Source organism: Exiguobacterium sp. N5, assembly GCF_025842465.1.
GTDB lineage: Bacteria > Bacillota > Bacilli > Exiguobacteriales > Exiguobacteriaceae > Exiguobacterium > Exiguobacterium profundum.
In genome coordinates, this window is the sequence record NZ_JAPAEP010000001.1 from 19,172 (window position 1) to 41,902 (window position 22,731).

Sequence of the window (22,731 nt, forward strand, 5' to 3'; positions counted from 1 at the left end):
GTTTTTTGTATGCCTTAACGGATGACTTGTTCTGTCTCTCCGTCGAAGAAGTGTGCTTTTGTCATATCGAGTGCGAGTTCGACATCGTCACCCATGTGGATGTTTGAGCGACCGTCAACGCGTGCTGTGAACTGTTGTCCACCGAGTTCAGCGTAGAGGTAAGACTCAGAACCCATGAGCTCAGCAACGTCGATGTGCGCTTTGAACGTGTGTGTCGTTGGTGAGTCGATGTAGATTGGCTCATCGTGGATTGATTCCGGACGAATTCCGAGGACGAGCTCTTTTCCGACATAGCCACGATCACGAAGCGTCTTCATTTTTCCTTCTGGTACGTTGACTTCTTCACCGTTCGTGATGAATTTGCCTTCTGCGAGTGTACCGCGGAAGAAGTTCATCGATGGTGAACCGATGAAGCCGGCGACGAAGATGTTGTCTGGATGATCATATACTTCTTTCGGCGAACCGACTTGTTGAATGATTCCGTCTTTCAAGATGACGATTCGTGTAGCGAGTGTCATCGCTTCCGTTTGGTCATGGGTAACGTAAATCGTCGTTGTGTCCAAGCGGTTGTGCAATTGGATGATCTCTTTACGCATTTGTACACGAAGTTTCGCATCCAAGTTTGAGAGTGGCTCATCCATCAAGAAGACTTTTGCGTCACGGACAATCGCACGACCAATGGCAACACGCTGACGTTGTCCACCTGAGAGCGCTTTTGGTTTACGCTCGAGGTATTCTTCCAAGCCGAGAATGCGGGCAGCGTCTTTTACGCGACGATCGATCTCGTCTTTTGGGAACTTACGGAGCTTCAACCCGAACGCCATGTTGTCGTAGACGCTCATGTGCGGATAAAGTGCGTAGTTTTGGAAGACCATGGCGATATCACGATCTTTAGGAGCGACATCGTTCATTCGTTTCCCGTCAATGATAAAGTCTCCGTTTGAAATCTCTTCAAGTCCTGCGATCATACGAAGTGTTGTCGATTTTCCGCAACCAGACGGTCCGACGAAGACGATGAACTCACGGTCTTTGATGTGTAAGTTGAAATCGCTGACGGCTTTTACGCCACCATCGTAAATTTTATCAATGTGTTCTAAACGAATTTCTGCCATGTCGTTAGCCTCCTAAAGAATCTATGTGTATATAATAGCGCTTACAAGAACGATTATATGATGAAACCGCTTGCATTGAATATGGACAAGTTGCACAAAAACCGTTAATCGGATTTGTGCAACATGACCATGAGTTGAAGGAGGCTAGCGTCATAGAACGTTCGAGCATCGTAACCGGTCGTCTCAAACAGGCGATCGAGCCGATAATTTAGCGTGTTTCGATGCATGAACAGTGCTTTGGCGGTATGGGAGACATTTAACGAGTGACGAAACAACGCCTCTAATAGTTCGATCGTCGACAAATCGAGCATTTGCATCAGCGGCGCAGTGAGGTGCATCCGCTCTATTGAGTCCTGTTGTAGTAAATAATGGTATAATAATTGACTAGCAGGGTAAGTTTTAGTAGACATACGTGCGTATGGCATGAGCAATTGATGTTGACGATACACATGGGCAAGCGAACCTTGTGGACGTTCGCTATAGACAGCATGTGCCTCGATGAAACAGTCACTTGCAATGGCCCGCAATACGTCCTCAAACTCCTGAAGATCGACGAATGGGCTTTGCTCAATTAGCTCGATATGTCGTGTCGACATCAAGATGACCTCGGCATGCGGCATAAAGTCACGGACGATATTGACGAAGGATTCGAACGATTCTTCTTCTGCTTCTTGGAGAGAAAGAGAGATGAGCCGAAACGGTTGCTCAAAACGAAACGTCTCATCTTGAAGTGTTGCTTGCCATTTTCGTTGATGGGGGTCTGATTGAAGGATTGGCGTCGCCCACATCGCCAACAGCTTTTGTTCGCGTTCGCTCAATTCGAACGCGGGGAGTCCGAATAGGGTACCATCTTGCGTCTCGAACCAATCAAGGTCACCAGATGCATCTTCCGACCGATGGACAGCAGTCGGAAAAATCGATTTAATACGATCAAACGTATTCAATACTATCACCTCAACAACAATGTATCATATTTCAGATCGGAGGCTTGCAGTTTGGACGGGTTATTAAAGATTTTACTCATGATATTGATTGGGGCGACCATCGGGGGCGTGACCAACTTTCTCGCCATCAAGATGTTGTTCCGACCACATGAACCGAAATACATCGGTTCATTCCGGATTCCTTTTACACCAGGACTCATTCCGAAACGTCGAGATGAACTGGCATCTAGTCTAGGGAAGACGGTCGTCAAACACTTATTGACACCAGAGGGTATGCGGAAGCGATTGCTAGATGACCAAGTGACGACGCATATTACGCACTTTGCGCAACAAGAGGTTCAGACGATGTTACGCTCGGATAAGACGGTTCGAGAGTTGTTGGAACCTCTCTATCCGAACGCAGAGGCACGATTCCTCACGTTAGCAGATGACAAACTACGTGACGAGTTATCGAGCGTCATGGCTGAAGTGAAAGAACGGAAGCTGTTTGAATTACTTGGAGAAGAAGGGATGGACCGTGTACGAGTAGTCATTCCTGAAGTCGTTGAGGCGCTTCTCGTCAAATCAGAAGAATATTTCTATTCTCCGGAAGGTGAGGCGCAACTACGTCACATGGTTGACTCGTTCGTCCAGCGTCGTCTCGGGTTTATCGCAGGATTCATTCAAAATATGAACTTTGTCGAGATGGTTCGACCAGAAATCGTCAACATCTTACGTGGTCAATCGACCCGTGACGGAATGACGACGATGATCACGCGAGAATTTGAGCGATTCAGTGAGAAGACGGTCGATACGTTAATCGATGACCGACTCGAAGCAAGACTCATCGATGGCATCACAGATCAAATCGTATCTCGTTTGCCGATTGGACAATTATTGGATCGTCCGGTCTCGTCATATACACAGTCCGTCGAATCCCGCGTTGTCGACGAACTTGTTCCACAAGGTGTCACGCTTGTCATTGAGCGCTTCACGAACCAAATGGAGACGATCATGGACCGATTAAAGATTGATAAGATTGTGCAAGAGCAGGTCCAATCACTCGACACGTCGTACCTTGAAGAGATCGTCTTATCGATTTCGAAACGAGAGTTTCGGGCAATAACATGGCTTGGTGCGCTGTTAGGTGGTATGATTGGGTTGATTCAAGGGTTGATTGCCATCTTGTGATGGCTCTATGCCCTAATAGCATTTAGGAGGACGTTACATGTCACAAACAAACTTGTACGACCAAGCTTACCAATTGGAGAAAGCACTTCGCGATTCTGAAGAGTTCACAACACTCTCTTCTTTATACGATCGTGTCAATGCGGATGCGGAAGCGAACCAGTTGTTCGCTGACTTCCGTAACATCCAAATGACGCTTCAACAAAAGCAGATGCAAGGAGAGGAAATCTCTGAGCAGGAAATGATGGATGCGCAAACGAAAATGATGAACGTTCAACAGAACGAATTGATCATGGAGCTCATGCAAGAAGAGCAACGCATGCACCAACTCGTTACAGAAGTGACGAAAATCATCATGAAACCACTCGAGGAGCTTTATGCCCCGATGGTGAACGAAAACGAAGTTCAATAACAAATGATGTGCGGATGGCTTTAGAGCCATCCGTTTTTTTGTTGATGAGATTGTCACACGCTTTAAGTAAGCGCTTACATAAAGTGGGTTATAATGAAATTGTGACAATAGCGAAAGGGTGAATCAGCATGATCACGGTGATAATCCTTTTAGGGATGATTTTCTTTTTCATAGCAGGATGGTTACGGGCGGACTTAGTGGCATTGATTGGACTCGTTTGCCTCGTGCTCACACAACAATTGACCCCAGGTGAGGCGATGGCTGGTTTCTCCAATCCGGTCGTCTTGATGATTGCCGGACTGTTCGTGGTCGGAGCGGGATTGTTTCATTCTGGTTTGGCGGAACGGTTGGCATCTTTACTTATTCCATACGCGGGCGGGAATGCGACGCGTTTATTCTACCTGTTTATGTTGACGGTGACGCTCTTGTCGAGTGTCATGTCCAATACGGGGACCGTCGCCTTGCTCATTCCCGTTGTGATGGTAATGGCACGAAAAATCCAACAATCTACGGATTCTTATCTCATGCCACTCGCCTTTTTTTCAAGCATCGGTGGAACGATGACACTGATTGGGACACCTCCCAATCTCGTTGCGGCAGAAGCACTCCGCGGCCTCGTGGATGAACCGCTCGGATTCTTTTCATTGTTTCCAATTGGTCTGGTCGTGATGGTGATTGGACTGATCTATTTCCGTCTAATCGGGAATCGCTTACTCCATCAAGGTGGGGCGAAACAGTGGTTGAAGACGGAGATGAGTGAGCCATTGCGTCCAAACGTCTATGTGATGTCGATTGCAAAGAGTCATCCGTTAATTGGGAAACAGTTACGTGACCTTTCATGGTCTCATGAAGGGGTTATAGTCTTGAAGGAACGAGTTCATGGACGGCATCATCATAAGACGGCTCATGCGGACACCGTACTACGTGCGGGGGAATTACTTGTCAGCGGTGAGGAACGGCACGTTCGGAACTTTTCTGAAAAAGAACAGATACCATTTGAACCGATTGAGGCCACCCGTGTAGATGATCAAACCGGAGGGGTTCTCCTGTTCACGGTCCCAGGGGTGAGTCGATTAATCGGGAAGCGTATCGGTGAGAGTCAGTTACGTAATCAATTTCATGTCAATGTCTTAAAAGTCATCCGACCACAAGAAGAGATTGCACACGTGCGATTGACAGACACCCCGTTGAAGCAAGGAGACATGTTGATGGTACAGGGGACATGGGATGATTTAGAGCGGATGGAACGAGAGACACATGACCTGTTATCAAATGAACGGGTGACCGAGGTAGCCAATCGAGTCGTATCGGGGCGTCATCAGCTTGCAGCAGGCATCATCATGCTCATGTTGTTGCTCATGTTCATATTCGAATGGGTCGATCCGACCGTTGCCGTATGGATGGCTGCGCTAGCGATGGTGTTGAGTGGGGCCGTCCGACAGATGGACGTCGCCTATCAATCTATTCAATGGTCCTCGCTCGTCTTGATTGCGGCCATGATCCCGGTAGGAACGGCGCTTGAAAAGGTGGGAATCATGGGATGGGTCGTTGAATGGATTGAAAGGACGTTTGCCGACTTTGGTCCTATATGGGTACTCGTCGTCTTATTCGTCTCGACCATGCTCCTTAGTCAAATCATCTCGAATACAGCGACCGCTATTTTGTTTGTCCCCTTAGCGATTGCACTCGCCGAATCGATGACTGTCAGTCCGGTTCCATTCGTCGTTGCGGTCGCCATCTCGGCATCACTCGCTTTTATGACCCCGTTCGGATCTCCGACAAATGCGATGGTCTTTAGTATCGGCAACTATCGGTTCATGGATTTTATCAAAGTCGGTGTGCCGTTACAACTCATCACGGGAATCGTAGGAATTTTGATGATTCTCATCCTCTTCCCATTTTGAATAGGAGGTTTGGGGACGAGTATCGAAAATAGACGTATCAGCAAATGAAAGGGCGGGCGATGATGAAAAAATGGATATTGGTTTTCTTCTGTCTCTTTCTTGTGGCATGTGGGAAAGAAGTGGGGACGGAACCAGAACCTGAGATGACGCAGAGCGGGAAGGTGGCCGAAGCGTATCTCGAGGAGCAACAGTACTCGATCGTTTCTTTTGAAGGAGAGCATACGAGTACTTTAACCTTAGAGGAACTGGCAGAGGATCGTGAACGGAACGTTTGGGGACTACAAACCGTATCACCGGATGAATACGTGGGTAAGACCATCTACTACGAAAACTTTACGGTGAAAGATCATCCGATTGGTGAGCAATCTCCCGCCGGTCAGACTGCTGTCTCGGTAATGATCGTGGATGGAAAGGTCATCGGCGGAACATCATTCCCCGTGACAGACGGATCAGGTTTAGGGAACGGGTATAGTTTGAGCGGAGAATCGCTTGAGGATATTCACCCCGATCTTCAAGAATGGCAGGATGCGTGGAATGAAAAATATGGTGAATGAAAAAGTAGACCAAGACAATCATTGTCCTGGTCTACTTTTGTTAAGATGCCGTCCCTTTCAATTTCCCCGGTAATTTGCAACGTTCGAAATAGATGAGTTGCCCCCGTCGTACGATACGTGCCCCTTTATGCTCATGTCCAGCAGCACGAAGCATGTCGAGTCCTTGTTGTTTGGCTGACTGATCGTCGTTCGCTTCGAACATTTCATTTAATACGAGCGTGCCATCATTTTCAAATCCTGTCACCGTGTATGTTTCCATTCACACGACCCCCTTTTCTTCATTTTAATGAATGGTCATTCATTCTTCAAGAGAAGGTTTTGTCAGTTCGTCGAATGTCAGCTGTCGTGTCGATTCAGTTCGGGTAATCAAATCGGATACGGTCAATCCGATCAAACGGACGGGCTCGATGACGTTCATCTCGTCGAAAAGACGTCTGGCAAGTCGTCTAATCTCATCATGGTCATGCGTCGGGTGGTTTAATTTGATTTGATGACTCCGAGCTTGAAACTCGCTCGTCTTTATTTTGATGGTGACCGTTTGACAGCTCAATTCGCGGCGATCGAGCTGACGCAATACGTCCTCCATCTCTGGGATGACCCGTTCGAACACTTCTTCCGGGTCATCGATATCAAATGCGAACGTCGTCTCTGACCCAATAGACTTACGCTCTCGCGTGGCGACGACAGGACGCGTATCACGTCCGTGTGCCAGTTCATAGAGTTGTTGCCCACGATCGTGTCCAAAGATGGCTTTCAACTGTTCGGGACGAGCTGACTGTAAGTCACCGATTGTGTAGTAACCACTCTTATAAAGCGTTTGTGCGGTCACTTTTCCAACTCCATGCATGGCTTCGATGGAGAGGGGGGCCAGAAAGGCTACCACTTCATCGAGCGGGACGACGGTGAGTCCATTTGGTTTCTCAAATCCTGAAGCGATTTTCGCGACGAATTTTGATGGTGCGACACCGGCAGACGCGGTGAGCCCGGTGCGACGCTTAATCTCGCCTAAAATATATCGGGCGATAAAGGGTCCAGATGAGCTCAATAACGTATTCTCTGTCACGTCGAGATAGGCCTCATCGAGCGAGAGTGGTTCGACGAGCGGCGTGACCGATTTAAAGATTGCCATGACTTGTGCGCTGACTTCGCGATAGGCTTGAAACCGTGGTTTGACAAACGTCGCATGGGGACACAAGGCAAAAGCGCGACGTGATGACATCGCGCTGTGTACGCCATATTTCCTCGCCTCATAGGAACAGGTCGCGACAACCCCACGGCTGTGAGGTGGACCTCCGACGATGACGGGCTTCCCTCGTAAGTTAGGACGGTCACGCTGTTCGACAGAGGCATAAAATGCGTCCATGTCCACATGAATGATGAGTCGTTCCATAACATCACCTTTCTTGTGTGAATCACTTTTCTTTCATTATAACGAACTTTTGTTCGTTTTTTTAGCATTTTGTTTTGTTCGGTTTTTCGTCGAAGTCGTCTGATTCGGAAATTGTAGCAGCGACCCAATCCAATTCTTCCGCTTCAGCCACACTTGGATGATGAGCGTGAAGAGAAGAATCATGAGCCAGGCGAACCCATACCCGAGCGGCCATTCCAGTTCAGGCATATGTTTAAAGTTCATTCCCCAAACCGCACCGAATGCAACGACGGGAGTCGTCAGCGCGGTGAAGACGGTTAGTGCCTTCATGATTTCGTTCCCTCGAAAGTTCGAGAGGGTGGAGGCGAGGTCTGTCATCGCAATCACGTCTTCTTGATAATGATTGATGAGTGTCAGTAATCGACTGACTCGATAATCGGAAAGTTGATACGATTTCAACTGCTGTAAATCAATCGTTAAAAACGCCTCACGTCCCGCCATGACAAGCTCTTTGTAAGGGGTGACGGTATCCGACCATCGTTCGATCTCACTGCGGAGACCGAAAATCTCATTCATGAACGTGGCAGGTACTTGTCCCGTCATCTCGCGTTGCGAAATGAGAAGCCGTTCTTCAAATTCATCAATCCCGTGGAAATAGTTGTTCATTCGTTCAGCGAGCAACTCATAAAACGCTTCGATTGAAGAGTCACATTCTTTGGCGAGTACCGATTCGTGATGCAAATCATCAAAACCGATTGTCCATAAAAAATCAGGGCCGATGAAGTAGTGTCCAATTTTTTGTGGTTCACGCTCTAACTGCTCATAGTCGAGCGTGAGTGAGCCGTACATATAGCCGTTCTCGACGACAATTTTTGTCACATTTGAGGTCGTCAATTGTTCAAGCCAATACGTATAGGCTCGAGCGTATTGTTGATCCACATGAACATAATCTTCTGGTCGTGTATACCAATCCCATTCCATCAATCATTCCTCCAATTCACTATATTGATAGTATTCCCAAATTGTCAGGAATGTTGGCATCTATCGCAAAGTTTCGTTAAGATGAAGGTATTGAATAAGAGAGAGGTGCTTTCATTGACGACAAAAATCGGTCAGCTCAAAGTGGGCGACACGCTAGACCAATATGTCATGATCAAACAATCCTATAAGGGACTTGCCGGGAACGGAAAACCTTATTTAACATTAATCCTTTGCGACGAGAGTGGCGAAATCGAGACGAAATTATGGGATAGTGCCGATACTGAGAAGTATGCGACGAAAAAAATCGTCCATGCGGCAGGGGAAGTGATGGACTATCGGGGGCGCACCCAGTTGAAACTAAAACAAATTTCAATCATCGAGCAGGAAATAGACATCGCACCGTACGTCCGATCGGCTCCGATTCCGAAGTCAGAGCTCGAGACGACGATTCGTGGATTCATCACGTCACTTCAACACGATGAGATTCGCCGTCTTGTCGAGGAAGTCGTCAATCGTCATGAAGAGGCATACTTCACGTATCCGGCTGCCGTTCGACATCATCACGCGGTCTATTCGGGACTGGCATTTCATGTGATGTCGATGTTGAAGCTCGCGGATACGATGTGTGAACTGTATCCATCCTTGAATCGTGATCTTTTGATTGCGGGTGTGATTTTGCATGATTTGGCGAAAGTCATCGAATTGTCTGATGCGATTACGCCAGAATACACACTCGAAGGAAAATTACTCGGTCATTTGTCACTTATGGCATCGGAACTTGAAGTTGTGTCACGGGAACTTGGAACGGACCGCGAAGTGACGACATTGTTGCAACATCTCGTCTTAAGCCATCACGGGAAGCCGGAATGGGGATCTGCGAATGCGCCACAATTACCTGAAGCGGAGATGTTATTCTTCATTGATAATATTGATGCGCGCATGAACATGTTTGAGAAAGCGTATGAAGGGGTCGAGCCCGGAACGTTCACGGAGCGTGTCATGGCTCTCGATAACCGTGCTTTCTATCGCCCGAATTTATAACAGGTGACCAACGAAAAAGGGGTACTCCATTGCTGGAGTGCCCCTTTGTGATTACTGTTCAGTTGATTCTGCTGCAGGTTCTTCTGAAGACTCGTCTGCGTTTTTAATCGCTTCTTTAACAGCGTCAAATTGTTGTTCTGCTTTTGCATCTTTTACGTCAACGTTGTATTTTTCAATCAACTCAGCGTAAATTTTGTTCGCATCGACAGAAGCTGATTTTTCAGCTGCCAATTCTTCACGAATACGATCTTTCTCGTCTTCGAGTTTCAAGTCTTTCTCTTTACGGTCTGTCACTTTGATGACATGGAAACCGAACTGAGATTGAACCGGCTCGGAGATTTTACCAACGACATCTTCTTTGAATGCGTACTCTTCGAATTCAGGTACCATCGCGCCAGCAGAGAAGAAACCGAGTTCTCCACCTTTTTCACCTGAACCAGTGTCCGTTGACTTTTCTTTCGCAAGTTCAGCGAAGTCTGCACCGTCATTCAACTCTTTGATGATGTCTTGTGCCTCTTCTTCAGTTTCAACGAGGATGTGGCTAGCTTCCACTTCCACGTTCTCTTTTGCGAATTGTGCTTCGATTTCTTCATCGGTCACATCGACAAGTTTCGATTTCGCAGCGTCAACGAGCATTTGTCCGCGAAGCGCTTCTTTAAACTCTTCCGTACCGCTCATACCGGCTTGTTGAATCGCTTGTTCGAACTCTTCTTCTGAGTTGAACTGTTCTTCTGTCTTGCTGAACTCTTCGTCTACTTTTTCTTGGTCGACTTGGTCACCGTATTCTTTTTCAAGAAGTGCATTCATCGTCTCTTGGAATGCGAGTTGTGGCACCATGCGATCATAGCTCATATCCGCGATTTCACCGCGTGTGATTTCGCCACCTTTGTATGTGACGACTGCTGAATTATCTGACTCTCCGCCGCCTGCGTTCGTTGCCGCATACGTACCGCCAGCACCGATAATGAGTGCGATTGCAGATGCACCGACGAGTGCGCCAGTTGAGAATTTTTTATCTTGCTTTTTTGGTTCGTTCGTCATTCCGTTTGACATGTATTCCACCCCTAATAATTCTTTAAAGTTTCTAAGTCCGACTATATCACATTTTCCTAATCATGACAGCTGTTCTCTTGTCTGTACAGTATCATAGCACACAATCCTGTCGTATAATGATGAAATAGAATGTGAAATGATGGGGTGAGGGAAGTGTCACTAGAGGAGAAGGTTGAGCATTTAGCCTATCAGATGAAGATCTTACTCGAGATTGTCGATTGGACAGACCGTCCGTTCGAATATGAGGTGATTCGAGCGAATTTGACGAAACAAGAAGTCGAGTCATTTTATCAATTGCTTGAGGAGATTCGGGCACAGCAAAACGAGCAATTGCGTTACGGATACACGTCCATAGAACCATTGCTCGTCCATTTTGCAGGTATGTTAGATGTGAGACTTGACGTCAAAACGATTCTTGAGGCATGTGTCCGACAAGGAATCGAGTTAGACGTCACAAAACCACTTTATCGGCAGGTCAGGCTTCTTGACTGAGTTCATCCTCATCAGGGCGTCTGCCTGCCTCTTCTGTGATCATTTTTGACGTTTCCGCAAAGATATCCATAAAGTTATCCCCGTACAAGCGACGCACGATAGCCGTCATATCTGTTAAGTCAGGGAACTTTCCATACAGTTCTTGGAGCGGAAGGGAAGCACGGAATACACCGTTCCCTTCTGGGTCGAAGGCGTGAATCGTTTCGAGTAATAACGATTCGCCTTCAGGTGTCAATTGAACGTACGTGTTTCGTTTGTCCGTCTCTTTTTTAGAAAACGTAAGTAATCCACGATCTTCTAACTTCTTCGAGAAGTTGAAAGCAGTCGAGACGTGCATGACGCCATATTTCGCAATTTCTGAAATCGATGCACCGCCTAAAGCGTGGGCAATCCATAAGATATGATGTTCATTGATATTCAAGTCGAACGGTTTGATCCAGTTTTGCCAGTCTTTTTCGACGGTTTTCCACAAAGCTTTACTCAATTGAATGATTTTGTGGCTATAGAGCATGGCCTCAGGGCCAGTGAATTCTTTTTCGTGTTCCATCTCGATCCATCCTTTCCGGATAAAAAGTCAAATATAATCGACGGACGATGACCTCAAACACTCACTGTGTTTGATTGACGGTTTTGTCAGTCATAGCAGACTGTACGTTCGAGAGTTCCTGAAGGTTCCCTTGGATGCGCTCGACTGAAGGCTGAATGTCTTGTTGATAGCGTTCGACTTCGGCTTTCACTTGGTCAGTCAATTCTTTTCCTTGCAGTTTTCCTGCGGCGGCAACCTGCGATGCATGTTTCGCCACATTCCCAAATTGTTCTTTTAGCGTAGTGATTGTGGATGCTCGATGTTGTTGAGCAGCGGCATCATTTGCAGTTCCTCGCGCCAATTTCTTCACTGTGGCGACTCCTAAAAATGCTAAAACAAAGCCGAAAGCAATCCAATCTCGACGTTGGCGACTCGACAATTCATTCCCCTCCTCAAGCTCGGATAATCAGAATTACATTCTTTTCATATTATTTTACCAAAAAAGAGTGATTAAAAACCTATATCGCAAATAAAATTTTTCAGAACATTCATTTTTGACCGAAAAATCATTTTATTTTAAAATACAGGTAAAGGAAGGTGATCCTCAGTGGAGAAAGCGAAGCGTTGGGTAGATGACATGCTTGACCTGTATCTCGCTGCGAAACGACTGGGAGATGACACTTGGGCCGAATCCATTATGAATACACTAGAGGCGGGATACGAGGCGTCGAAGCAAACGGAACAGGCACGTGAAGAATCGATGCGAGAAAAGCGGATGCTTGAAATAGATGCCCGTCTAACGAAATTACGAAAAGAATTTGAACAAGCGACATCTGTCAAGACGCGTCAACAGCTATACGAAGTGGCAATTAAGCTTCAGGTCGAGCGTGCTCAATTGGAAGAGGAACGAAAACGCCACCGTGATTCAATCAATCAATCATAAATGAGACCCGTCGTCGACGGGTCTCTGTCTGTTTATACGTGGGCATGAATGTTCGATGCAAGGGTAGTGAGTTCTTCCGACGTGAAGGCGTCGTTTTGCGTGATCCACTTCGCACCAAATCCATCCTCGTGTCCAAAGCGCGGAATCAAATGGATATGGAAGTGGTACACCGTTTGTCCGGCAACTTCTTCGGCATTCGATAAGACGTTCATTCCGATGGCACCCGTTTCACGTTGAATCGCTTTGGCGATGGTCGGGACGCGTTTAAAGACATCTGCCGCCACGTCTTCCGGCAATTCATATACGTTTTTCGCATGATGTTTTGGGATGACGAGCGTGTGTCCTTTCGTCACTTGAGAAAGGTCGAGGAAAGCGACGACCGCTTCGTCTTCATATACCCGATAGGATGGGATTTCTTGTTTTGCAATTTTACAAAAGATACAGGTCGGATCTGTATGCATCTTCATTCCTCCATTCTTAAATGTCGTTTCTGTTCCATCATAACACGGAAGTTCGGGCGCAAGAACGATAGGAAGCGAGATGGATTCCTTCTATAATGAAGATAAGTGAGCGCAAAGGAGGTGAGCACATGCCCTATACGAGAAGTAGAAAAAAAGAGCGGAGTCCGAAAGTCTTTCTTTTGATCTCTAGTTTCACGATTCTAGTTGGAGCCATTGTTTTCTATATATATGCATACAAGCCGGCGGCAGAACAAGATAAAATTCACGTCGCATTCAAAGAGGCCTTATTGGAAGAAGACCGTACCTTTTTTGAGGAGAAAGTCGAATATCTTGGAGAACCTTTATCGAGAGCGGAGGCTCTACGATTCATGGGGTGGTTGAACGATGAAAAGTCCATTCGAGGAGAGGCTATCGCAGAAGTTGCGAAAGACCGAGCCAACCGAACGTCGGGTATGGAGGCGGACGGATTATTTCGTTTGATCGACACGGGGGAAGGACGGTATGGCTTTTCTGACTATCGGATTGAACTACTCCCACAACGGATTGATGTGACCTCGGATGTACCATTGACGAATATTTGGATTGATGGACAACAGGTAGGACGGATTGATGAAGCCGATGATACGTTATCGTTTGAACAGATGCCGGGACAATATGATGTCAAAGCGGTAGCGGTGACAAATGGAGAGACGGTCACGGAAACCGAAACGATTCAATTGATATCTTCTAAATCCATTGAGTATGCCCTTATGCCTGAGTCGAGCGAAGCTATTGCCGGACAATTTGATTTGAAGCGGGCTGAGTTGATTGAAATTGAAGTGGAGGCGCAAACGGGTCACTCACTCGAAACGGTCGATTCTTTAATTGGGCAGTCGAGTCAGCAAGTTCAAGAAACGCTTGGTGAACCGGCTGGAAAGCGTGAAGGAAAATGGGACTATGAGCGATTGGCTGTCGCGTTTAAAGATGAGGAAGTGGAATCGATTCGGGTCGACCTCGATAAACGACCGGATGATTTGATTGCCCTCCTCGGTGAACCGAAAGCGAAATCGGAACACCCACTCGGAACAGAGTGGGATTACGGTCAATCGTTCTTCGAATCATTCTTTACGTTCTTTGGTCTTGAAACCGAGAAACAGTTTATCGAAAAGAACGACGCGATGTATTTACTGATTCAATGAAAAAAGAGGGACATTCCATAATGGAAGCCCCTCCGATACATAATCTTATTTTTTACGCATTGATTTCATAACGAACGATACAATCAAGATCAGGATAATTGCACCGATTAGAGCCGGAATAATCGCGATATCCGCAACGATTGGCCCGAAGTCACCAAAGATAAGTCCACCCAACCATGCACCGATAATCCCCGCGATGATGTTACCAATGATTCCACCTGGTACGTCCTTACCTAAAATTAATCCTGCTAACCAACCGATGATACCCCCGATAATCAAATAAAGAATAAACCCCATCATTCATTTCTCCTTCCTCTTTTTGCCCATTGTTCTTTACAACGATTTTGTGGAACAATGGAAGTATTGATATAAATTTTAAAATGCCTTACAGTTCAGATTATTCCCATGTGACAACATTTAAAACATATACCACGAAAAAAAGTTGAAAATGAAAGGTGTGGTTTTCATGCTGCACGTCGATCGATTGAACGGCGGATATCTCGGTAAACAAGTTTTGCATGACATTTCGTTTGAAGTAAAAAAAGGGGAGCTCGTTGGGTTGATAGGGCTAAACGGAGCTGGAAAATCGACGACGATCAAACACATTTTGGGATTATTGTCACCCCTCTCCGGAAAAATCGAAATTGATGGTGAGACATTAAATTCTTCTGAAAAGAACTATCGTAAGAAAGTAAGTTACATACCGGAAACACCGATATTGTATGAGACGTTAACCTTGCAAGAACATATTGAATTGATGGGGAAGGCGTACGATGTGAATCCGGAAGAGTTGGCTGCGCGTACGAAACGTTTGGCGAAAGAGATGCGAATGGAAAAACAACTCGCCTGGTTCCCTTCCGTCTTTTCAAAAGGGATGCGTCAAAAAGCGATGATTTTGTGTGCGCTCGTGACGAAAACGCCGCTCTTGATTGTTGATGAACCATTTGTCGGTCTCGACCCACTAGCGATTCGTCAATTGCTTCAGTTGTTTGATGAATATAAACAAGACTGTGCGATTTTAATGTCCACCCATATCCTCGAAACGGCAGAGCGGCACTGCGACCGATTCGTCTTCCTCCATCAAGGAGTCGTCATCGCAAGCGGAACAGCGGCGGAATTGCGTGACGTGTATCGATTGTCACCTGATGCGACACTTGATGACATATATGTAGAAGCAATCGCGTCGGAGGAACGGTCGTCATGAATCGATTTACAGCAAGGCTCGGGACCTGGATGGAAGAGGTCGTCAAGTACAGTCGCTACGTTGCAAACGGAGGACTGCTGTTCACGCTCTATTTCACCTTGATTTACGGGGCGTTCGTCTACAATAGCTTCTTAGAACGAATCGATGGGACATTCCCCGGGACGTGGATTGCTGCGGCGGTCCTTTTAATCATGCCGCTCGGTCATCGCCCGCGAACATTCGTCCAGGAGGCGGATCAAGTGTTTTTACTTCCAGAGTTAGGAGATATTCGTTTCTATATGATCGGGGTGCGTTTATTTAATCTTGTTTTTGCTGCACTACGTGGATTGCTCGTCCTGCTCGTTTTACTTCCGCTCCTCGTACGGACAGAGAGTTATTCGAGTATTGAAGTGTTATCTTTCGTCGTGACGATGGTCATGTTGTCAGCTGCAGGCCGTTTGGCAAAAGTGGAAGGCGTGCGTGAATGGACAATCCTACCGTTTGCGCTCGTGAGCGGCGCTTGTCTTCTAATGGATTGGACAGCGTGGGCATGGGTGCCCGCGTTCATGCCGTTCGTTTTCTTACATGTGAAACGAAACGAGCGCATCCCGCTCTTACACTGGTTGGTGCTTGAGGAGAAGAGTCGGGCTCAGTTTGAACGAGTCATCAGCTGGTTCGTCGATTTGCCGACCTTGAAAGAAGAGGTTCGAGAGCGCCGCGTGTTGACGCGGCTTCTAGAAAATCGGGTCCTACGGCGCGTGGACGCTTCACGTTACGTGTACGGACTTCGTATTCTCCGTTCGAACGACTCACTTGATTTAATTCTGCGTTTGACCGTAGTGGCGCTCATTGTCATGTGGATGTCGGGAGGATGGTACGTCGGCTTGGTTACGCCACTCTTTGTAGGCTTGACCGCGTTACAGCTCGTTCCTTTATTTAAACGGTTAGAAGCGATTTCCATCGTTTCCTGGCTACCGATTACACGCGATGAGCGAATCGCAGGGTATTCGTGGTGGGCGATGCGACTGCTCGTCATCCAGTCCGTCGCTCTAGTGATTGCATCTGTCGCTTTTGGTGCCACATGGGATGCGGCGGTCGGATTGGTCTTGTCTGTCATGGTCACACGCTATTACTTGAGTCGATTGAATTAAAAAGAAGGACATCCTGTGCGGGATGTCCTTCTCACGTGAGTAGATTATTTTTTAGGTGACATGACCGATACGCTCGAACCGAGAATCTTCGGTAGGCGTCCTGGTTTCTCGGTTGTTTCTTCGACTTCACCGTATGCCGATACACCATGTTCTGCGATGTCGAGGCCGACATCTTCTTGTTCTTCTGTGACACGGAGTCCGATTGTGACATCGAGAAGTTTCAAGAAGGCGTAACTTCCACCGCCGGCGATGACCATCGCGATCACCACACCGAGTGTCTGTACACCGAGCTGTGTCAATCCGCCACCGTAGAAGAGTCCGGCAGAACCGATCCCTGTGATCTCAACGAGTCGAGGCGATGCGAAGAAGCCGAGTGCGAGTGTTCCGATGATTCCTGCGACTCCGTGTACGGAGAAGGCGCAGAGCGGGTCATCCACATACTTCGCCATCAAGATGCTCGTTCCATATGTTGCGACCGATGCGAGTGCCCCGATGACGACGGCTGCCCACGGTTCGACGAACGCACATGCTGCCGTGATGGCGACGAGCGCCCCGAGTACTCCGTTGACGATTGTCGGGATATCTGCCGTCTTCCGATGGAGCATGACGATGGCCAGAGCACCGAGCGCACCAGCTGCTGTGGCGAGCATTGTTGTCAATGCGACGTAACCGAAGAATCCGTCAGCGACCGACATTGTCGAACCGGCGTTAAAGCCGAACCAGCAAAGCCAGAGGACGAGACCACCCACGACTGTTAACACATGGTTATGACCAGCGAGTGATTCCGTCTTACGACGTGGTTTCAAAATGATTGTTGCCATGAGAGCCGCCATCCCACCTTGAAGGTGAACGACCGCCGAACCTGCGAAGTCTTGCATCCCCATTGATCCGAGCATTCCACCAGCCCATACTGAGCGAGCGACGATTGGATAGAGGATGGCAACGAAGAAGATACCGAACAGAACGTAGGCAGAAAGCTTAGCCCGTTCCGCAAATCCACCCCACGCGATGGCGAGAGAAACTGCAACGAATGATAACTGGAATAAGAATTTGACGTCGATGGAGACGTTCGCCCAGTCGAGGCTTGTGAACGATCCGCTTAAGAAGAATCCTTCTGTTCCAAACCAAGTTGTCCCGTCACCGAACGAGAGACCGAACCCGACCGCCCAAAAAGCGAGTGCCGCCACAGAGAGGCTGATAATTTGTTTGACCGCGACGTGACCGGCGTTCTTCGCCCGAAGCGTCCCTGTCTCGAGTAATCCGAAACCTAATTGCATCGTCAATACGAGCAATGCAGCGATGAGTACATACAGCGTGTCCATATAATAGAGAATGTCTTCCATGTTCATGCCCTCCTTTTTCTTAGGTGCTTTCCAAAAGTTGACTTCAGTGTAAAACGAAAAATTCATGCTGGATTGCATTTTGTCAGATTATCTGACATAGTTTTTTTTATTAAGGAGGCGAGGCTGAATGGACTATAAATCGAAGAAAGTGATCGGGATTGGCGTTGTGACTGAATTGACGGGACTTTCGGAGCGTCAAGTCCGGTATTATGAAGCAAAAGGTCTCGTCTTTCCGGAACGGACAAAAGGTGGTTCACGTAAATATTCTTTTCATGACGTGGAACGTTTGGTCGAAGTGGCAACTAAACTAGAGGATGGATGGCGAATTCAAGATATTAAGGAACGAGAACGACGATTGTCGACAAAACAGCGGGATGATTTGATTCGAGGTCAATTGAATTCTGCCTTCCGAACATTTCCGACAAAAAAATGACACAAAGAAAACACAATGAAAATGCTTCACATTAGCATAATTCTAATTAATTTCTGTATAATGTTTTTGAGTTCACAAACACGAGAATAAAGAGTGTAGGAGAAATTTAGAGGGGAATGACGCGACGTATGAACGATACTATTTTAAAAGCGTTTAAAGGAGAGGCGACAGATTATGTACCTGTATGGTACATGCGCCAAGCCGGACGCTACCAACCGGAATATCGAGAGATTAAAAAGACGAGGTCACTATTCGAGATCACGCATGATCCTGAACTTTGTGCATATGTCACGGAACTTCCGGTGAAACAACTCGGAGTCGACGCGGCCATTCTATATAAGGACATCATGACGCCACTTCCGTCTATGGGAGTCGACGTCGAGATCAAGAGCGGGATTGGCCCGGTCATCGACAATCCATATCGAACGATGGAAGATGTGGAACGTTTGAAACCGTTAAACCCGGAAGATATCTCATACGTCTTTGACACGATTCGTCTACTACGGGAACGACTAGAAGTTCCGCTTATCGGCTTCTCAGGCGCACCGTTCACATTGGCGAGCTATATGATCGAAGGGGGACCGTCGCGGAACTACCATCGTACGAAAGCACTCATGTATGCAGAACCGGATGTATGGAATGCATTGATGGAAAAACTCGGCGACATGGTCATCACGTATGCGAAGGCGCAAGCGGATGCCGGCATTCAAGCGTTCCAATTGTTTGATTCGTGGGTCGGGACGCTCAGCCGCAAAGATTATGCACGTTACATCAAACCGACGACGGAGCGTATCTTTAAAGAACTACGTTCACTCGACATTCCACTCATCATGCACGGTGTCGGAGCGAGCCATCAAATCGAGGAATGGCACGACCTTCCACTTGATGTGGTCGGGCTTGACTGGCGCCTGTCGGTACAGGAAGCACGGGACCGTGGCATCACAAAGGCGGTTCAAGGAAACCTAGACCCGTCGTTCTTGTTAGCTCCATGGCCGGTCATCGAAGAGAAGGTTAAGGAAATTTTAGATGAAGGAATGAAACAGCCAGGATACGTCTTCAACTTGGGACATGGGGTGTTCCCTGAAGTCGACCCGGCCGTCCTCGTCAAATTGACGGCATTCATTCACGACTACTCACGCGAAAAAATGGGAGGCAACGAATCATGAAAACAGTCGGACTACTTGTCATGGCGTACGGCACACCGTACAAACCAGAAGATATCGAGCGGTATTACACACATATTCGCTACGGACGCAAACCGTCACCGGAAGCACTCCAAGATTTGACGGAACGTTACGAAGCGATTGGTGGCGTATCTCCACTCGCAAAAATCACAATCGATCAAGCGGAGACGCTTCGTGACATCTTGAACGAGCGTCATGTAGGTGAAATCGAGTTCAAACTGTATATCGGATTGAAGCATATCGAACCGTTCGTAGAAGACGCGGTCGCGCAAATGGCGAACGACGGCATCAAAGAGGCGGTATCGGTTGTCTTAGCACCTCATTACTCGTCATATAGCGTCAAATCATACAACGGACGTGCTCATGAAGAAGCAGCGAAGTATGGCATCGACATTCGTTCGGTAGAGTCGTGGTATGATGAGCCGAAGTTTATCAAATGGTGGGCGAATGCGATTAACGATACGTATGCGTCATTGCCTGTACCGGCTGAAAAGACATGTCTCATCGTTTCAGCGCATAGTCTTCCTGAGAAAATCTTGGCTGGTGGCGACCCGTATCCGGATCAGTTGAAAGAAACAGCTGATAAAATTGCCATTGAGACAGGCGTCCCGCATTATGAGATTGGTTGGCAGTCAGAAGGAAACACGCCGGACCCATGGATCGGACCGGATGTCCAAGATTTGACGGCTGAACTTTATGAAAAGTACGGCTACGAGGCGTTCGTCTATACGCCGGTCGGCTTTGTTGCAGACCATCTCGAAGTATTGTTCGATAACGACGTCGAGTGTAAAGTTGTCTGTGACCGCCTCGGTGTTCACTACGCACGTCCAGCTATGCCAAATGCAGAGCGAAGCTTCATCGAAGCCATCGCGGATCGAATGGAAAGCGTGATTGTGCATCATGCGTAAATTCACGATTGTCGGTGGTGGGATCACAGGTCTCACCGCCGCTTTTTATGCAGAGCGTTATTTGCCGGAAGACGTGACCATCACGTTGCTTGAGGCGACCGATCGCCTCGGAGGAAAGATTGATACGTATGAAACAGGCGAGTTTGCGGTGGAACGTGGTCCGGACTCGTATGTCTTTCGAAAGACTGCGATGACGGAATTGATTGAAGACGTCGGTTTAGGCGATGAACTCGTTCGCAACGGAGTCGGTCAAGCTTACGTTCTTCATCATGACGGGCTCCACCCGATTCCGAAACAGACGGTGATGGGGATCCCGCTCGACGTCAATGCGTTTCGTGAGACGACGTTGCTTTCGGAAGAAGAGCACGAGGACTTAAAGCAGATGTTGCTGTCCCCTCCAGATGTAAAAGCGCCAGACTCGGACGTCTCACTCGGCCTCTACCTTCGTGAGCGTGTCGGGGACCCAATCGTCGACCGATTGATTGAACCGTTACTCTCTGGTATCTATGCCGGAGACATCGATCAAATGAGTGCGATGTCGACATTCCCACAGTTCATCGAGGGAGAAAAGAAATACGGCAACTTGTATGAAGGGATGCGACACTTACGTCCTGAGCAACGAGTCGCGGAAGTCGGGGCGAAGAAGGTTGGTCAGTTCGCCTCGTTGAAACGTGGACTCAAATCACTGACGGACCGCTTGGCAGAACGGTTGGACCGAACTGAAATCGTATTAAACTGTTCCGTTGAACAAGTATCCGAGCGTGAGGACGGGTACCGCCTCTTCACGAATCGCGGAGATATCGACACGGACCATCTCGTGTTGACGGTCCCACCGCGTCTCATACGTCAGTTCCTCCCGAAAGTCGATAGTGACTTCTTAGCGGATATGAAGCCGCATGCGACGGCGACGTGCTCACTTGTCTTCAAAAAAGAAGATATTGAGCTTCCGTTCGTCGGTACAGGGTTCGTGACGAGTCAAGAAGCGGATGTGACGATCACAGCATGTACGTTCATCGACCAGAAATGGCCACATGCCGTGCCGGAAGGATATCATGTCCTTCGCGTCTTTTTAGGTCGCCCGGGGGCAGATGAGATTGTCGAAGCATCCGATGAAGAAATCATCGAGACAGCGTTACATGATCTTCGTGGTCTCATGAAAATTCACCGTGATCCGATTCAGACAGTCGTCAGTCGACTTCGTGATGGACTGCCTCCTTATGCGGTCTTTCATGCGGACCGTGTCAAAGCACTCCGGGCCGAGATGAGCCGGGTATACCCAGGCGTCATTCTCGCCGGAATCGCCTATGACGGGATTGGGATGCCGGACTGTGTGAAGAGTGTGCGGGAACAAGTGAAAGCATTGCGTGAAAAAAATTGAGATTTGATGAAGGGAGGGTTCGGATTGTTCCGAATCCCTCTCTTTTTGTTATAGTAAGAAGCGAAAGAGAAAAAGGAGTGATGGAAGATGGCAACGTATAAACTTTTTGTATCAGACATGGACGGTACGATTTTGCACAACCACACCAAAATCGCGGATGAGACAGCAGAGATTGTTCGTGAAGCAGAGGCAGCAGGGATTCGCTTTGCGATTGCGACGGGGCGCAACTATGTGAATGCGAAACAGATTTTAGACGAGGTCGGACTTTCTTGCCCGATTGTCTCGTCGAATGGGGGACGTGTGCTCGACACGTCGGGAGAAGTCCTTCACGAAATCGATTTGACGATTGAAGAGGCGCTTCAAGTCATCGATGTCCTTCATCAAGATGACAAGTATGCGGACGTCTTTTACGAAATGTACACAGAAGCGGGACTCGTGGCGAGCCGAGGCGATTTGATTGAAGCATCGATGAAAAACTTGAAAGCGAATGGTGACGACCGCTCGCTCGAGATGTACGAATTCTTTAAGAATCGCTACTACGTCAATGAAGATGTCAAAATTGTTGATGACATTGAGAACTTTATCCGAGAAGAAGCGGGACGTGTCTACAAGTTCATCGCTTTCTCGAGCCACCTTGAGAAAATGAACGGACTTTGGAAAGAAATCGAAGACCAAGTCGAAGGGGTGTATGTCACGTCTTCAGGCAATGATAACATCGAAGTGATGGCACATGGTGCAGATAAAGGGAACGGTGTGACAAAACTTGCCGAACATTATGGTATCGATTTATCCGAAGTCGTCGTGATCGGGGATAACTTGAACGACGTTCCGATGTTCAAAGTAGCCGGTAAAGGGATTGCGATGGCCAATAGCCACGAAGACTTGATTGCTATCAGCGACCACGTCACCGAACGCCATGATGAGTATGGTGTGGCGAACGCATTGAAGCGCGTGATGACAGGTGAGTGGAAGTAAAAGATTTGTCGAGGACTCGTCTCGTTTCGTATAATACGA

At 47.7% G+C, this 22,731-nt stretch carries 26 protein-coding genes; 15 read left to right on the plus strand and 11 right to left on the minus strand.

All coding sequences use genetic code 11. The features are described from left to right. Nucleotides 1–14 precede the first annotated feature (14 nt). Nucleotides 15–1,112, minus strand: a complete 1,098-nt coding sequence (locus OKS35_RS00160; RefSeq protein ID WP_159563604.1) for an ABC transporter ATP-binding protein — start codon at nucleotides 1,110–1,112, stop codon at nucleotides 15–17. Nucleotides 1,113–1,216: 104 nt separating this feature from the next. Then, nucleotides 1,217–2,065, minus strand: a complete 849-nt coding sequence (locus OKS35_RS00165) for a PucR family transcriptional regulator (protein WP_264092246.1) — start codon at nucleotides 2,063–2,065, stop codon at nucleotides 1,217–1,219. A 69-nt stretch (nucleotides 2,066–2,134) separates the two neighbouring features. Between OKS35_RS00165 and OKS35_RS00170 the strand changes: the two genes are divergently transcribed. The 4 genes from OKS35_RS00170 (at nucleotide 2,135) to OKS35_RS00185 (ending at nucleotide 6,093) form a co-directional block, all read left to right on the plus strand. Further along, nucleotides 2,135–3,226, plus strand: coding sequence for a DUF445 family protein (locus OKS35_RS00170; RefSeq protein ID WP_201302275.1), 1,092 nt, complete (start codon nucleotides 2,135–2,137; stop codon nucleotides 3,224–3,226). Between the two features lie 37 nt (nucleotides 3,227–3,263). Beyond that, entirely contained in the window at nucleotides 3,264–3,635 is a 372-nt protein-coding gene (locus OKS35_RS00175) for a YlbF family regulator (RefSeq protein WP_015880924.1), read from the plus strand. A 128-nt stretch (nucleotides 3,636–3,763) separates the two neighbouring features. Beyond that, a complete protein-coding gene (locus tag OKS35_RS00180; RefSeq protein WP_264092247.1) occupies nucleotides 3,764–5,539 on the plus strand; it encodes an SLC13 family permease in 1,776 nt (591 codons plus the stop codon). 62 nt (nucleotides 5,540–5,601) lie between these two features. Next, nucleotides 5,602–6,093 (plus strand): hypothetical protein, encoded by a 492-nt coding sequence (locus OKS35_RS00185; protein ID WP_159563608.1) that lies wholly within the window; start codon nucleotides 5,602–5,604, stop codon nucleotides 6,091–6,093. Between the two features lie 40 nt (nucleotides 6,094–6,133). Here OKS35_RS00185 and OKS35_RS00190 read toward each other — a convergent pair whose 3' ends face one another. From OKS35_RS00190 to OKS35_RS00200, 3 genes are read right to left on the minus strand one after another with little or no spacing between them, the layout of a single operon-like run. After that, on the minus strand, nucleotides 6,134–6,352 hold the full coding sequence (locus OKS35_RS00190) for a YhzD family protein (RefSeq protein ID WP_078146414.1): 219 nt from the start codon (nucleotides 6,350–6,352) through the stop codon (nucleotides 6,134–6,136). A gap of 39 nt (nucleotides 6,353–6,391) precedes the next feature. Continuing rightward, nucleotides 6,392–7,483, minus strand: a complete 1,092-nt coding sequence (gene dinB / locus OKS35_RS00195) for a DNA polymerase IV (RefSeq protein ID WP_264092248.1) — start codon at nucleotides 7,481–7,483, stop codon at nucleotides 6,392–6,394. 36 nt (nucleotides 7,484–7,519) lie between these two features. Then, nucleotides 7,520–8,443: a magnesium transporter CorA family protein gene (locus OKS35_RS00200; RefSeq protein ID WP_264092249.1), complete on the minus strand. Its 924-nt coding sequence runs from the start codon at nucleotides 8,441–8,443 to the stop codon at nucleotides 7,520–7,522. Between the two features lie 81 nt (nucleotides 8,444–8,524). Here OKS35_RS00200 and OKS35_RS00205 point away from each other — a divergent pair, with 81 nt between their 5' ends. Beyond that, nucleotides 8,525–9,484, plus strand: coding sequence for an HD domain-containing protein (locus tag OKS35_RS00205; RefSeq protein ID WP_074037677.1), 960 nt, complete (start codon nucleotides 8,525–8,527; stop codon nucleotides 9,482–9,484). Between the two features lie 51 nt (nucleotides 9,485–9,535). Here OKS35_RS00205 and OKS35_RS00210 read toward each other — a convergent pair whose 3' ends face one another. After that, complete coding sequence (locus OKS35_RS00210) at nucleotides 9,536–10,537, minus strand: peptidylprolyl isomerase (RefSeq protein WP_015880931.1); 1,002 nt, start codon at nucleotides 10,535–10,537, stop codon at nucleotides 9,536–9,538. 153 nt (nucleotides 10,538–10,690) lie between these two features. On the opposite strand from OKS35_RS00210, the gene OKS35_RS00215 reads away from it, so the two are divergent. After that, a complete protein-coding gene (locus OKS35_RS00215; RefSeq protein WP_236548975.1) occupies nucleotides 10,691–11,029 on the plus strand; it encodes a DUF1878 family protein in 339 nt (112 codons plus the stop codon). Here OKS35_RS00215 and OKS35_RS00220 read toward each other — a convergent pair. After that, on the minus strand, nucleotides 11,013–11,576 hold the full coding sequence (locus OKS35_RS00220; RefSeq protein ID WP_015880933.1) for an HTH-type transcriptional regulator Hpr: 564 nt from the start codon (nucleotides 11,574–11,576) through the stop codon (nucleotides 11,013–11,015). The two genes, OKS35_RS00215 and OKS35_RS00220, sit on opposite strands and share 17 nt — an antisense overlap. A 61-nt stretch (nucleotides 11,577–11,637) precedes the next feature. Then, a complete protein-coding gene (locus tag OKS35_RS00225; RefSeq protein ID WP_015880934.1) occupies nucleotides 11,638–11,994 on the minus strand; it encodes a hypothetical protein in 357 nt (118 codons plus the stop codon). Nucleotides 11,995–12,162: 168 nt separating this feature from the next. Between OKS35_RS00225 and OKS35_RS00230 the strand changes: the two genes are divergently transcribed. Then, a complete protein-coding gene (locus OKS35_RS00230) occupies nucleotides 12,163–12,498 on the plus strand; it encodes a hypothetical protein (protein ID WP_074037675.1) in 336 nt (111 codons plus the stop codon). Nucleotides 12,499–12,530: 32 nt separating this feature from the next. Here OKS35_RS00230 and OKS35_RS00235 read toward each other — a convergent pair whose 3' ends face one another. After that, nucleotides 12,531–12,959, minus strand: a complete 429-nt coding sequence (locus tag OKS35_RS00235) for an HIT family protein (RefSeq protein WP_015880936.1) — start codon at nucleotides 12,957–12,959, stop codon at nucleotides 12,531–12,533. Nucleotides 12,960–13,087: 128 nt separating this feature from the next. On the opposite strand from OKS35_RS00235, the gene OKS35_RS00240 reads away from it, so the two are divergent. Continuing rightward, nucleotides 13,088–14,137, plus strand: coding sequence for a hypothetical protein (locus OKS35_RS00240; protein WP_264092252.1), 1,050 nt, complete (start codon nucleotides 13,088–13,090; stop codon nucleotides 14,135–14,137). A 45-nt stretch (nucleotides 14,138–14,182) separates the two neighbouring features. Here the strand turns inward: OKS35_RS00240 and OKS35_RS00245 are convergent, their stop codons facing one another. Continuing rightward, on the minus strand, nucleotides 14,183–14,434 hold the full coding sequence (locus OKS35_RS00245; RefSeq protein WP_031421191.1) for a GlsB/YeaQ/YmgE family stress response membrane protein: 252 nt from the start codon (nucleotides 14,432–14,434) through the stop codon (nucleotides 14,183–14,185). 169 nt (nucleotides 14,435–14,603) lie between these two features. Here OKS35_RS00245 and OKS35_RS00250 point away from each other — a divergent pair, with 169 nt between their 5' ends. Both OKS35_RS00250 and OKS35_RS00255 read left to right on the plus strand, forming a co-directional pair. After that, a complete protein-coding gene (locus OKS35_RS00250) occupies nucleotides 14,604–15,341 on the plus strand; it encodes an ABC transporter ATP-binding protein (protein WP_159563614.1) in 738 nt (245 codons plus the stop codon). Continuing rightward, nucleotides 15,338–16,471, plus strand: coding sequence for an ABC transporter permease (locus OKS35_RS00255; RefSeq protein WP_264092253.1), 1,134 nt, complete (start codon nucleotides 15,338–15,340; stop codon nucleotides 16,469–16,471). The genes OKS35_RS00250 and OKS35_RS00255 overlap by 4 nt, the downstream gene beginning before the upstream one ends. Nucleotides 16,472–16,515: 44 nt before the next feature. Here OKS35_RS00255 and OKS35_RS00260 read toward each other — a convergent pair whose 3' ends face one another. Continuing rightward, a complete protein-coding gene (locus OKS35_RS00260; protein WP_264092255.1) occupies nucleotides 16,516–17,820 on the minus strand; it encodes an ammonium transporter in 1,305 nt (434 codons plus the stop codon). 121 nt (nucleotides 17,821–17,941) lie between these two features. Between OKS35_RS00260 and OKS35_RS00265 the strand changes: the two genes are divergently transcribed. From OKS35_RS00265 to OKS35_RS00285, 5 genes are all read left to right on the plus strand, one after another. Next, the gene (locus tag OKS35_RS00265; protein ID WP_031421197.1) at nucleotides 17,942–18,247 is read left to right on the plus strand and encodes a MerR family transcriptional regulator; all 306 of its coding nucleotides are present in this window, start codon (nucleotides 17,942–17,944) and stop codon (nucleotides 18,245–18,247) included. 116 nt (nucleotides 18,248–18,363) lie between these two features. Next, a complete protein-coding gene (hemE, locus tag OKS35_RS00270) occupies nucleotides 18,364–19,413 on the plus strand; it encodes a uroporphyrinogen decarboxylase (protein ID WP_015880943.1) in 1,050 nt (349 codons plus the stop codon). Further along, a complete protein-coding gene (gene hemH, locus OKS35_RS00275; RefSeq protein WP_015880944.1) occupies nucleotides 19,410–20,339 on the plus strand; it encodes a ferrochelatase in 930 nt (309 codons plus the stop codon). Before hemE ends, hemH begins: the two co-directional genes overlap by 4 nt. Then, complete coding sequence (hemG, locus tag OKS35_RS00280) at nucleotides 20,332–21,717, plus strand: protoporphyrinogen oxidase (protein WP_214782201.1); 1,386 nt, start codon at nucleotides 20,332–20,334, stop codon at nucleotides 21,715–21,717. Before hemH ends, hemG begins: the two co-directional genes overlap by 8 nt. An 87-nt stretch (nucleotides 21,718–21,804) precedes the next feature. After that, nucleotides 21,805–22,692 (plus strand): Cof-type HAD-IIB family hydrolase, encoded by an 888-nt coding sequence (locus OKS35_RS00285; protein WP_214817682.1) that lies wholly within the window; start codon nucleotides 21,805–21,807, stop codon nucleotides 22,690–22,692. Nucleotides 22,693–22,731: the final 39 nt, after the last annotated feature.

Excerpts from the sequence above, each read along its gene's own strand:
- OKS35_RS00185 (WP_159563608.1), top strand. The coding sequence starts at position 5,602 with ATGAAAAAATGGATATTGGTTTTCTTCTGTCTCTTTCTTGTGGCATGT.
- hemH (WP_015880944.1), top strand. The coding sequence starts at position 19,410 with ATGAAAACAGTCGGACTACTTGTCATGGCGTACGGCACACCGTACAAA.
- OKS35_RS00205 (WP_074037677.1), top strand. The coding sequence starts at position 8,525 with ATGAAGGTATTGAATAAGAGAGAGGTGCTTTCATTGACGACAAAAATC.
- hemE (WP_015880943.1), top strand. The coding sequence starts at position 18,364 with ATGACGCGACGTATGAACGATACTATTTTAAAAGCGTTTAAAGGAGAG.
- OKS35_RS00285 (WP_214817682.1), top strand. The coding sequence starts at position 21,805 with ATGGCAACGTATAAACTTTTTGTATCAGACATGGACGGTACGATTTTG.
- OKS35_RS00200 (WP_264092249.1), bottom strand. The coding sequence starts at position 8,443 with ATGGAATGGGATTGGTATACACGACCAGAAGATTATGTTCATGTGGAT.
- OKS35_RS00180 (WP_264092247.1), top strand. The coding sequence starts at position 3,764 with ATGATCACGGTGATAATCCTTTTAGGGATGATTTTCTTTTTCATAGCA.
- OKS35_RS00255 (WP_264092253.1), top strand. The coding sequence starts at position 15,338 with ATGAATCGATTTACAGCAAGGCTCGGGACCTGGATGGAAGAGGTCGTC.
- OKS35_RS00235 (WP_015880936.1), bottom strand. The coding sequence starts at position 12,959 with ATGCATACAGATCCGACCTGTATCTTTTGTAAAATTGCAAAACAAGAA.
- dinB (WP_264092248.1), bottom strand. The coding sequence starts at position 7,483 with ATGGAACGACTCATCATTCATGTGGACATGGACGCATTTTATGCCTCT.
- OKS35_RS00175 (WP_015880924.1), top strand. The coding sequence starts at position 3,264 with ATGTCACAAACAAACTTGTACGACCAAGCTTACCAATTGGAGAAAGCA.
- OKS35_RS00240 (WP_264092252.1), top strand. The coding sequence starts at position 13,088 with ATGCCCTATACGAGAAGTAGAAAAAAAGAGCGGAGTCCGAAAGTCTTT.
- OKS35_RS00260 (WP_264092255.1), bottom strand. The coding sequence starts at position 17,820 with ATGAACATGGAAGACATTCTCTATTATATGGACACGCTGTATGTACTC.
- OKS35_RS00245 (WP_031421191.1), bottom strand. The coding sequence starts at position 14,434 with ATGGGGTTTATTCTTTATTTGATTATCGGGGGTATCATCGGTTGGTTA.
- OKS35_RS00160 (WP_159563604.1), bottom strand. The coding sequence starts at position 1,112 with ATGGCAGAAATTCGTTTAGAACACATTGATAAAATTTACGATGGTGGC.
- OKS35_RS00190 (WP_078146414.1), bottom strand. The coding sequence starts at position 6,352 with ATGGAAACATACACGGTGACAGGATTTGAAAATGATGGCACGCTCGTA.
- OKS35_RS00210 (WP_015880931.1), bottom strand. The coding sequence starts at position 10,537 with ATGTCAAACGGAATGACGAACGAACCAAAAAAGCAAGATAAAAAATTC.
- OKS35_RS00220 (WP_015880933.1), bottom strand. The coding sequence starts at position 11,576 with ATGGAACACGAAAAAGAATTCACTGGCCCTGAGGCCATGCTCTATAGC.
- hemG (WP_214782201.1), top strand. The coding sequence starts at position 20,332 with ATGCGTAAATTCACGATTGTCGGTGGTGGGATCACAGGTCTCACCGCC.
- OKS35_RS00250 (WP_159563614.1), top strand. The coding sequence starts at position 14,604 with ATGCTGCACGTCGATCGATTGAACGGCGGATATCTCGGTAAACAAGTT.
- OKS35_RS00265 (WP_031421197.1), top strand. The coding sequence starts at position 17,942 with ATGGACTATAAATCGAAGAAAGTGATCGGGATTGGCGTTGTGACTGAA.
- OKS35_RS00170 (WP_201302275.1), top strand. The coding sequence starts at position 2,135 with ATGATATTGATTGGGGCGACCATCGGGGGCGTGACCAACTTTCTCGCC.